Origin of the sequence: Lewinella sp. 4G2 (genome assembly GCF_001625015.1) — a bacterium.
GTDB lineage: Bacteria > Bacteroidota > Bacteroidia > Chitinophagales > Saprospiraceae > Neolewinella.
On the sequence record NZ_LVWJ02000019.1, the window covers coordinates 519039 to 530280 of the forward strand.

8 protein-coding genes are annotated in these 11242 nt (G+C 56.4%); 6 read left to right on the forward strand and 2 right to left on the reverse strand.

The window, feature by feature from the left end; translation table 11 throughout:
* The first annotated feature begins 64 nt into the window (after positions 1 to 64).
* The 4 genes from A3850_RS19120 to A3850_RS19140 all read left to right on the forward strand — a co-directional run bounded on the left by A3850_RS19120 (position 65) and on the right by A3850_RS19140 (position 4986).
* Complete coding sequence (locus tag A3850_RS19120; RefSeq protein WP_068221068.1) at positions 65 to 1462, forward strand: hypothetical protein; 1398 nt, start codon at positions 65 to 67, stop codon at positions 1460 to 1462.
* 117 nt (positions 1463 to 1579) lie between these two features.
* Positions 1580 to 2926, forward strand: coding sequence for a histidine--tRNA ligase (gene hisS, locus A3850_RS19125; protein WP_068221075.1), 1347 nt, complete (start codon positions 1580 to 1582; stop codon positions 2924 to 2926).
* A gap of 327 nt (positions 2927 to 3253) precedes the next feature.
* Positions 3254 to 3649 carry a transposase gene (locus A3850_RS19590; protein ID WP_255360121.1) on the forward strand — a complete coding sequence of 132 codons (396 nt, stop codon included), beginning with the start codon at positions 3254 to 3256 and terminating at the stop codon, positions 3647 to 3649.
* A gap of 272 nt (positions 3650 to 3921) precedes the next feature.
* Entirely contained in the window at positions 3922 to 4986 is a 1065-nt protein-coding gene (locus A3850_RS19140; RefSeq protein ID WP_068221085.1) for a Fic family protein, read from the forward strand.
* An 83-nt stretch (positions 4987 to 5069) separates the two neighbouring features.
* Here A3850_RS19140 and A3850_RS19145 read toward each other — a convergent pair whose 3' ends face one another.
* Positions 5070 to 5819 (reverse strand): glycosyltransferase family 2 protein, encoded by a 750-nt coding sequence (locus A3850_RS19145; RefSeq protein WP_068221088.1) that lies wholly within the window; start codon positions 5817 to 5819, stop codon positions 5070 to 5072.
* An 86-nt stretch (positions 5820 to 5905) separates the two neighbouring features.
* Complete coding sequence (locus tag A3850_RS19150; protein WP_082921970.1) at positions 5906 to 8290, reverse strand: CotH kinase family protein; 2385 nt, start codon at positions 8288 to 8290, stop codon at positions 5906 to 5908.
* Between the two features lie 261 nt (positions 8291 to 8551).
* Between A3850_RS19150 and A3850_RS19155 the strand changes: the two genes are divergently transcribed.
* On the forward strand, positions 8552 to 9760 hold the full coding sequence (locus A3850_RS19155; RefSeq protein WP_068221095.1) for an ABC transporter permease: 1209 nt from the start codon (positions 8552 to 8554) through the stop codon (positions 9758 to 9760).
* 160 nt (positions 9761 to 9920) lie between these two features.
* The coding region (mtaB, locus tag A3850_RS19160) for a tRNA (N(6)-L-threonylcarbamoyladenosine(37)-C(2))-methylthiotransferase MtaB (protein ID WP_068221098.1) at positions 9921 to 11242 on the forward strand (1322 nt) is incomplete at its 3' end.

The following is an 11242-nucleotide window of genomic DNA, read 5'->3' on the forward strand; positions in this document are numbered from 1 at the left end:
ACGAATTGGTAGAATTAAAACTTCGGATCGCACCTCCAACGGGGATAACCGTTTACTCACGCGTATGACCACCCAACAAGGCCAGTACCTGGCCGCGCTCACGAAATACTACGCCGGTTACCGGTCTTCCTTCCTGCGGTGGGCACAGTCCACTTACGGGCAGCCGGCCGACGTTTGCCTGGCCAACTACCGCCGTGCCCTCATCGCCTGGTACGAAGCGACTTTGAGGACGCACGACCCTTACCGGGGGGATGCCGATACTTTCGTCAAAGCCATGGCTGGCTACTACTTCAACCCTACCCCGATCGAACCCGGGCTTGCGGGTACGGCCATGCCCTTTGGCGACGATCTTTCCCTCGCCACCCAGGAACGGCCGCTTCACTACATCCCCCGCCCCCTGCGGATGAACCAGCGCCAGGGGCAGATGCTCGCCGGCTTCCAACAACTGGAGGCCCGCCACCGCGAACTCATCCTGATGGCCCACTACCACCGCATCGATCGCCACCGGATGGCGGAGGTCCTCGGGGAACCCGGCGGGGCGCAGATCATTAGCGAACGGCTCCACAAGATCCAATTGCTGATTCGGGAAAATTGGGAGGCCATGCGCATCGTGGACGCCGCCCACCGCCCCTCCGCGCAGGACGACCTCCTCATTGAAAAGTACTTTACCGGCGAACTGGAAACGACCGACCGTTGGGCCGTCGAAGCCCGCCTGCCTACGGACCCGGCCTTCCGCGAAGCCGTCAGCTTACGGGAAGACTGGGCGGGCGTGCTCACCGTAGCCGGCCGTCAGGAATTGATGGAACTCCTCCAGCGGGAAGAAGCCCGTTTGGTGCTGGGCGACCAGACTCATTCCCTCGCACCTGCGCGAGCGCCCAACTCGTCCCGCATTATATCGGGAGCAGCGCCCAACTCGTCCGACGAAGTAGAGTTGACGCCCCGTAAAAGTATTTTCAGCGATTTTGAACTACCCCGCCCCGCCAGCCTGCTGGCAATCATCCTGATGGCCGTGCTGGGCTACCTGGTCTGGACGACCTTCGGCCCCGCCGCCCCCGAACGCCGGGCCGTGACCAATTTTGAACCCTTCCCCAATATCTTCACGGAGTTCGAGCCCCGCAACGAACAGGAACGGGACCTCCAGCGCATCCTGTATTATTACGACCGGGGGGATTACGTGACGACTTACGATGAGTTGCTGCCCGTCGCTACCGCTTACCCCGCCGCGCCCCTCTACCTCGGCGTTTCCGCGCTGGCGCTGGACGAACCGACGCGCGCACTGGACTGGTTCGAGCGCATCCCCGAAGACGATTATTACCGCCCTTTCGCCGATTGGTATACCGCCCTGGCCTACCTCGCCGCCGGGCGCACGGAAGCCGGGCGGGCGGAATTGAACGAGATATTGGCGCGGCCGGGGCACGTGTACACGACGCGGGCGCGGGAGTTGTTGGGGGAATTGCAGTAGGAAATGAAGGGTAAATTCCTCCCTAAACGATCTCTTCCGGCAACTTTTACCCTCCCGATTTCAATTACCTTCGCGCCCGGATAAAACTGACGGACCAACCGACCAAAAGCAGACCGCATGAAACCGACCACCCTCAAAGGCACCCGCGATTTCCTTCCCAGCGAAGTGCGCAAGCGCGATTACATTTTTGGCGTGATCCGCAAGCACTTCCGGACCTTTGGCTACCAGCCCATTGAGACGCCGGTTATGGAAGACCTACGGACGCTTACCGGCAAGTACGGCGAGGAAGGGGATAAACTGCTCTTCAAGGTTCTTAATAACGGCGACTTCCTGCGCAAGGCCAACGCCGATGATTTGGCGGCCAAGGATAGTGGGAAGGTCGTTACGCAAATCGCCAAACGCGGCCTGCGGTACGACCTCACGGTGCCCTTCGCCCGCTACGTGGTGATGCACCAGAACGACCTCGCCTTTCCCTTCAAACGCTACGCCATCATGCCCGTCTGGCGCGCCGATCGCCCGCAGAAAGGCCGCTACCAGGAGTTCTACCAGTGCGATGCAGATGTTGTTGGTAGCGACAGTCTGCTCTACGAAGCCGAACTCACGCAACTGCTCGATGCCGTCTTCACGGAGCTTGGTCTAAAGGCCGTCATTCGCCTCAACAACCGCAAGATTCTCGCCGGCCTCGCAGAGATTGCGGGTATGGCCGATAATATGATGGACATGACCATCGCTATCGACAAACTCGATAAAATTGGCGAAGAAGGCGTCGTCAAAGAATTAAAAGAAAGGGGCGCTGACGCAGGTGCCGTGGAAGTGATTCTCCAATTCCTGAAAACGACGGATCTGAACGAAGTAGCCCCGTTGCTCTCCGAAAGCGAAGTCGGGCAGCAGGGAATTGCTGAGTTGCAGGAGACCTTCCGGCTAATTGGTACCCAGCCCACACAAAACCGGATTGAATTCGACGTTACCCTCGCGCGCGGCTTGAATTACTACACGGGGGCCATCTTCGAAGTGGCCGTCGATACCGACGCGCCGGGGCAGGAGGCCATCAAAATGGGTTCCATCGCCGGTGGCGGCCGCTACGCCGACCTCACCTCGATCTTCGGGATGAAGAATATGCCCGGCGTCGGGATCAGCTTCGGCGCCGAACGCATCTACGACGTTCTGGAAGACCTCAACGCCTTCCCCGCTGACGCTACCGAAGACCTCCAATACCTCCTGGTCTGCCTCGACGATGAGGCCCTCGAACACGGCTTCGGCCTGGTGAGCCGCCTCCGCGCCCGCGGCGTCCACGCGGACCTCTACCCCACCGCCGCCAAACTCAACAAAATGATGAAATACGCGGACCAACGGGGTGTGCCCGGCGTGGTCATCATTGGCTCCAACGAGGTCGCTACGGGGGAGTATTCTCTAAAGGTGATGGCGACTGGGGAGCAGCGGGGGATTCGGGAGGGGGAGTTTTGATGGGAGCCCTGGAGGGGCGTTTTCGGTAGCGAGGGGATGCTTCCCCTCGTTTTCGTTGGGGATTTTTTCGTTGGACCTTGTTTTCGTCGGGTCCTCATTTTCGTCGGGACCTCGTTGTCGTTCCCCTCGTAACACAAACGAGGGGAAGCATCCCCTCGCTACAATAGGCGCCCCTCCGGGACTACAAATCAAACATTTTGTTATTTATTGTTTTTGTTTCTATGTTTGTCGAAACAAAAACCACAGCAGCATGTCTTCATCCTACGACCGAATTATCTTACACAGCGTTTGGAGTACCAAATACCGAAACCCGTGGATTGACAAAAAATCGAACCCGAATTATTTGCCATTATGGTAAGCGAGTTCCAAAACCATGGGTGCCAGGTCCTCGAAATTGGCGGTTCGGACGACCACGTCCACGTCCTCCACACCCTGCCTCGAGCTAAATCCGTCGCCCAGGTCATGGCCGCCGTCAAGGCCGTCTCCAGTCGATGGATGTTTCCCCGCGCAAAACAATACGAATGGTTCGAATGGCAGGATGGTTACGGCACCTTTTCCGCCGATTACCGTCATTTGAATAAGGTTCGTCGTTACGTCAGGAACCAAAGAACACAACACGCCACGCCGGGAAAACTTGACACCTTCAAAAAGGAATACACTGCCATGTTAACTGAATACGATTATCCGGACTTCACCCCGGAATACGTTTTCCCCACCCCCTAGCCCCAGCGGGGCGTCTACCGTAGCGAGGGGATGCTTCCCCTCGTTTTCGTTTCCCCTCGTTTTCGTTCGATCTCGCATTTCGATCCACCTCGTATTTCGTTCCACCTCGTTTTCGTTCCACCACATTTTCGTTCCATCTAGGTTCGTAGAACCTCGACATGGTCAAATATTACATTCATGTCAACCACATTTAGATGTCCTACGTGCAACTAAATGAAAGATTTTTAAGTTGATGGATGTAATTGGACATTTTTGGACAAAATCAGACAACCATGGATCGCCTCCTCACCTACGACTACCTCTCCGGCACCGCCATCAATAGTCTGCTTAACAAGATTGATGCGTACAATAAAGATTGGAAACAGCGCGAACGCCTCGACGCAGATCGCCTACGTACGCTGAGAAAACTCGCCACCATCAATAGTATTGGATCGTCCACCAGAATTGAAGGCTCCAGCCTTAGCGATGAAGAAGTGGCCAAGCTGATCGACAACATGGACATCACCAAACTCGTGAGCCGTGACGAGCAGGAAGTGGCGGGGTACTACCAAGTATTGGACATCATCCTGGACAGCTACGCCGACCTGGAACTGACGGAGTCGCTCATCAAAGGACTCCACAATGAACTGTTGCGCCACAGCAATAAGGACCAATACCACCGCGGCGGCTACAAGCAGCATAGCAACCGTGTTGTTGCTACCGACGAGGCTGGTAATACGCGTACCATCTTCAACACCACCGAGGTACTTCATACGCCGGACGCGATGCGCAACGCCGTTCAGTGGTACCACGAGTCCAAGGGCGGCAAACTCCACCCGCTGGAGCGGGTCTTCGCATTTGTCTATGAGTTTCTCTCCATCCACCCCTTTCAGGATGGAAACGGGAGATTATCCCGCCTACTTACTACTCTACTCCTATTGCAAAATGGCTACGATTTCGTGACCTACTACAGCATGGAGCAGGGAATTGAGGATCGCAAGAAGGACTACTACAAATGCCTAATGGTCGCGCAGCGCCATCGCAATACGAAGGAGGAAGAGATTGGCCGATTCATGCACTTCATGCTGAAAACCCTGTACGGTATCACCCCGAATCTGGACAGCAACGCCTCCATGGTCGTGGAAGAACCCGCAGCGCTCTACCTCAACCGGCGGATGCGTGACGTGCTGGATTTTGTGAAGGACGAAGGTGAACTCTCCATTAGCCAGATCGACGCACTTTTACCCGTTGTTAGTAGAAGTACGATCAAAAACGACCTGGCTAAGCTCACGGAAAGTGGCTACCTGGAGCGCCACGGTAAGGGCCGGGGAACAGTTTATAGTCGGGTAGTCAGGTAGTACTTAGTCGGGTAGTATATAGTCGGGTAGTAGGGTAGTACTTAGTCGGGTAGGCTGAGCACTACCCACTACCCGACTAATCACTACTCCGGCTTCCGGTAAATCTTAGATTTCATCAAGCCCCACTTATTCAAGCGGTGCTGTACGGATACCGCCAGCACGCCCAAACCGTACTTGGAGCTACGTACGAAGTTGATCGAACTCGCCTCGTCAAAGTACTTCGTCGGGCAGGTCACCTCGGCGATGTCGTAGCCATGGTAGATGATCTGGCTGAGCATTTCGTTGTCGAACACAAAGTCATCATCGTTAGCGTTGAAGTCGATCCCTTCCAGTACTTCGCGGCTGAATGCCCGGTACCCGGTGTGGTACTCACTCAGTTTGTAGTTGACGAGGAAGTTCTGCGTGGCCGTCAGGAAGCGGTTGGCTACGTATTTGTAGAGGGGCATGCCGCCCTTCAACGCGCCCTTTCCGAGGATGCGGCTGGCCAGTACGACGGGGTACAATCCTTCGCCGATCACGTTACACATCGTCGGGATGAGCAGCGGCGTGTACTGGTAATCCGGGTGCACCATGATCACGATGTCAGCACCAATTTCAAGGGCCTTGTTGTACAGCGATTTCTGGTTACCACCGTACCCCTTGTTACGTGGGTGGGTGATGACGTGGTCCACGCCCAGCTTCCGCGCCAGGGCGGAAGTCTCATCCTTACTCGCATCGTCGCAGAGGATCACCTCATCCACGAGGTCACGCGGGACTTCGTTGTAGGTCTTTTCGAGCGTTAGGGCGGCGTTGTAGGCCGGCATGACGACGACCACTTTTTTGTCTTTGTACATAGGCGGCGCAAAGGTAGGAAGATGTTACCCGCTACACAAAAGGCCGGCTGGCGGCTGCGTTTTCAACGTTTCTTTCTCCGTTCAAATTACTGCTTGGCAAAACGGATGGCCCCGCGGTTCCCCGCCACATCCTGTAGCGTCAGCAGGTACATTCCCGGCCGGAGGGCGCTCACGTCGATACAAGCGCTGCCGCGGGTGCGATGCAAAGATGGCAACACCAACTGCCCGGTAATGGACCTGACTTCCAACGCAATTTCGCTATCCGTAGGCTGGGGGAAGTCCACCGTCAGCCAATTGCTGGAGGGGTTCGGGAAGACGCTTGCGCGGAGGGAGTTAGCGAGATTACTGATAGACGACGGCGTCTCATTATTAACACCAAAGGTGGTTTGCTGAGCTACAAAATCCCCCGTCCCGTTGGGGACTCGGGACATCGATACATTGTTCTCCTGCCGTTCGTAAGTGAAGACGTCGATCGTAGTTCCGTCGGCGTTGTTGATGGCGATCGTTTCCCCATCGCGGTTCAGGCGGAAGTTGGCGTGCAGGCCTTCCTGGTCGTCATCCTTATCGGCCCAGACGATGAGGTAGCCGCCGGCGGTCACGATCGTCCCCGCTGGGAACTGCCACTTCAGTGGGTCGTCACCATCATCGGTAAGGTAGACCTCGGACAAGTCCAGGTCGCTGCTGGTATTGTTGAAGAGTTCGATCCAGTCGTCCGTCTCCCCGTCCTGATCGGTGATGCCGGAGAGCGAGTCGTTGACGGCCATGAATTCATTGATGGCGAGGTCACCGGGGGCGAGGGCCAGCAAAGGTTGGCAGGTAGTTTGGGAATCTAGATCAGCCCTCAATTCCTCGTTGCGCAGCGTTATCAGTTCCAGGAGGCTACCCTCACCGGTACCCGTCTCTACGAGGAAGTCGGGGTAACTCCTCGTCAGGGTAGCATCATCCTGAAAGGCGGAATCGATCAAAGCGCCGTTGGCGGGGATGACGTTCTCGAAGTAGGCCAAAAACAGATTAGAACTGGTAATTGAGCAGAGGTAGTCGAGGTACGCCTCGTAGTATTCCGGCACGTTGAGGAGCCGGCGGATGAGCGTCCGGTCCGTCTCCCTTTGGTCTACTGCGAAGTTGAAACCATCATCATAATAACCACCACCGCCGCTACCTCCATAGGTGCTAACGAGGAAATAGAGCAAACTCTCACAGTTCTCATCCCAGGTATCGCAACACTGCGGGTTGTAAGAGAGCATCCTGGCGATGATGCCGGGATTATCAGCCGGGATATTTCCGTTCAGCACGTTGGGGCAGGCGCTTTGGTCGACCCGGTTATCGACTGTCTGGCAGTAGGTCTGCGCACAAACTTCCTCCTCCAGCACGGCGGTGATAGAAAGGCAAACTTCATAAACACCCAGGGAATCGTATACGTGGGTAGGCTCCTCCGCATCCGAGGTGTTCCCGTCGCCAAATTCCCATACGTAAGTTGTTTCCGGAGAAGTTGTAAAGGACTGGTTGAAGAATTGAACGGTGGTCGTCCCGTCCAGATAGGGAGCGTAGCGGGCGAACGCAATGCAGTAGTCATCCTGCGAATTCCCACCCGGCAGAGCGAAATTGTAGTCCCACGGGATCCAGCTGAACTTACCGGCCCGGGTGTCTTCGTAGAGGTACCAGTTGCGGCCGTGCTCGAGGTTGGAGTCCCAATTATTGGTAGCTACGTCAACGGCCAGGACGCGGAGGTAGCGATCCACATCAAATACTTCGTCGATGGCCGACCCAAACTCTTCATCGCTGGAGTTATCGATGACGTTCATCAAGTTGATGAGTCCACTCCAGTCATCCGCCTCGCGGTTGGTTTTTAGCTGGTAGGTCCGGTTGTATTCATTCGGGTCCATCCCGAAATACTCAAAGTTGTTCCAGTCCTTATTCTTGAAAAGGTTACCGTCGGCGAAAGCGTAGTTATCCTGCAGAAATTCCTTATCCACTTGTTCGACGATCTGGAAGAGCCCCCAGTAATCATCGTTGAGGTACACCCGGGCGAAGGATACGCGGGGGGCGGGCACGCCGGCGCGGCGCATCAGTTCGTAACACACGAGATCGCGCTGAAAGCTCTCATCTTCAGTAGCATTATTGAGGTTGAACTTCCGCAAACCATCGTAGCGTTGATCGGGATCGTATTCGTTGATGTCGACCTTAAGCGGCTTGTTTTCCCGCCCAAAGAAGACGGAGGAAAAGCCCTTGTGGCGCACCCCGACGGTACCCACCACCTCACCATCAATCACGAGTTCTGCCGGGAACTTCGGCTTCTCACCAAAGACATCATTGACATCAAAATTGTCCAAGAGGGTGTTTCGAAAATTAGGATCGTTCGAAGTGAAACGGATATCGTGCAGCACCTCAACATCAAAGAGGTCGCTACCCGACTGGGCGAATAGGGTAGTCTGCAGGCAGACCAATAATAAGATTAGGGTAGACAGTCGCATAGGGTAATCAGGTAAAAATTAAAACAGGTGTGCACTAAAGGTAAACCAACACCTCACGCGCATTAGCTAAGAAGATGGTTATTGTCTAGACGGGTGCAAAACACGGCGTGGCAGTTTTCCGCATGCTTTATTTTCCTACCCTCGGCACGGTCGGATTCGATGCTGCGCTTGGTCCGTCCGTCTACGGAATGGTCCCCTTCGTCCATAAGCCCGCACCTGCGGCAGCGCCCGCTGTATTATTGGGTGATAAACCCGCCCGAGATGTTGACGACCCTGAAAGAGACTTTGCGTAACCTGCTTGATAGCCCCCTGCAATCCTTCCTTTCCATCCTCGGCGTGATCATCGGCGTGGCGGCCCTGACGGCGATGCTGAGCATGATCGACGGCCTCGAAAACTACGCGCAGGAACAGGTGGCCGCACGGGGAGATATGAAATCGATCCTCGCCCGACCAATCGAAGGCCGACTGATTGATGGCGTCTACACACCCTACGACACGACCGTGGCGATGACCGATGAACTGGTCGCAGAACTAGTGGATTCCCTCCCCCACCCCGTCCGAACCCAACTCCAGATGACCGGCAGAAACCTGGGCTACACCGCCGCCGGCGAAAGGATTGGCATCTACTATACAGCCACTACCCTACCGCTACTCGGCGAGCGCGAACTACTTGCGGGCGAGGAATTGACCAAGACGGGTGGGGATAGCCGCAACGTGATCATCAACGAAAGCCTCGCCGTCCGCCTGCTCCCTCCAAACGCTCCGCCGGAAGATGCCGTCGGACTACGGTTCTCACTCCTCGGCGATTCGCTGCGCGCCGTGGGCGTCGCCGCGAAGGATGAGAAATCCTACGGCGTGGAAATGACACTCACTACCTTTTACGACCTACCGGAGATGGACCCCGGTTTGATCACGTTGGTCACTGCGGTAGAGCAGGATGAGCACGTCGCCCCAACCGAGGAAAAACTCAAGCAATTTTTCAAAAATCGCTTCCCGGAGATGGAGGAGACGGTGGACGTATATTCCCGCAGTAACATGCTAGCGGACATTGCGGAGGGCGTACTCATCTTCCGCCTCGTCATGGGTTTCCTGATCGGCATTGCGGTAGTCGTCGGTGGCGTAGGCGTAATGAACGTCCTGCTCATGTCCATCAGCGAGCGCACGCCCGAGATCGGGATTCGCAAAGCGGTGGGCGCTACCCGCGGTGGCATTATCCGCCAGTTTATGGCCGAGGCGATCATTATCTCCGTGGTGGGTAGCCTGATCGGCGTCCTGCTGGGTTTGGCGGTATCCTTCACGGCCGCTCCCGTACTCAATTATTTCGTTGACGATCTGGACTTCCGGGCCGGCTTCAGCCTCACGACGCTCGCCATCATTTCCGTGATTGCCGTAGCCATCGGCGTCGTCTTCGGCACCTACCCGGCGAGGAAAGCGGCGGGGTTGGACCCGGTGGAGGCGATTCGTAGGTAGGAAGTCTGTAGTCTATAGTCTGTAGTCGGTGCTACTGTAGACTACAGACTATAGACTACAGACTAATTTCCTCCCCTATCTTTGCACCGCAAAATTGCTCGTAGTCAACATTTGTGGTCCCCACTGCAGACTATAGACTACAGACTAAAGACTATAGACCGTGACCCTCGGCACCGTATCCTTCTACACCCTCGGCTGCAAGCTGAACTACAGCGAGACCTCCGCCATCGGCCGCCAGTTTACTGACGCCGGTTACCAGGCCATCCCGTTTGGGGAGGGGGCGGACATCGTCGTGATCAACACGTGTTCGGTGACGGATTTTGCCGACCGGAAGTGCCGCAACATCGTTCGCCGCGCGTTGGGCGCTAACGCAGGTGCAAAGGTGGTGGTGGTCGGATGCTACGCTCAGCTAAAGCCCGACGAAATTGCTAACATCGAAGGCGTGGACCTCGTACTGGGCGCCAGCGAAAAGTTCCGGATCCTCGACTACATCGACGGGATCGCCGGCGGCAGCGGGAAGGGTATGGTCCGGGCCGGAGAAGTCAAGGAAGCCGACCAATTCATCAGCAGCTTCAGTTTTGGGGACCGCACCCGCTCCTTCCTCAAAGTGCAGGACGGTTGCGACTACAAATGCACCTTTTGCACCATCCCGCTGGCCCGGGGAAAATCCCGCAGCGCCACCGTGGAGCAGATCGTAGCCGACGCTAAAGCCATCGCTGCGAAAGGAGTAAAGGAAATTGTCCTGACCGGCGTCAACATCGGTGATTTCGGCAACGGCACCCAGGTGATCGAAGGCCAACGGCCACGCAAGGAAGCCCTCTTCAGCGACCTCGCCGCCGCCCTCGACGAAGTGGACGGCATCACCCGCTTCCGCATCTCCAGCATCGAACCCAACCTCTGCACGAACGAACTGATCGATTTCGTAGCCGGCTCCAAACGCTTTGCGCCCCACCTCCACATGCCGTTGCAATCGGGGAACAACAAACAACTCCGGCAAATGAAGCGCCGCTATAAGCGGGAGCTCTACGCCGAACGGGTGAACCACATCAAAACCGTCATGCCCCACGCCTGCATTGGCGTCGACCTCATCGTCGGCTTCCCCGGCGAAACGGAGGAAGACTTCCTGGAAACCTACCGCTTCGTGCAGGAGTTGGACGTGAGCTATTTCCACGTCTTCACTTACTCCGAACGTGCCAACACCCCGGCGGCGGAGATGGAAGGCGCCGTCCCCCTAAAGGAGCGTAAACGGCGGAACAAGATGCTCGGCATCCTCAGCGAAAAGAAGTTGCGGGCGCACTACGCTAAACACCTCGGGGAAACGCGACCCGTGCTCCTCGAGAAATCCAAAACCGATGGCCTCCTCCACGGCTTCACGGATAACTACGTGAAGGTGAGCTTCCCCGGCGATGATGCGTGGGTGAACCATTTGGTGGAGATGGAATTGACGGAGATTGGGGAGGATGGGCTTGTGTTGGGGCGGGT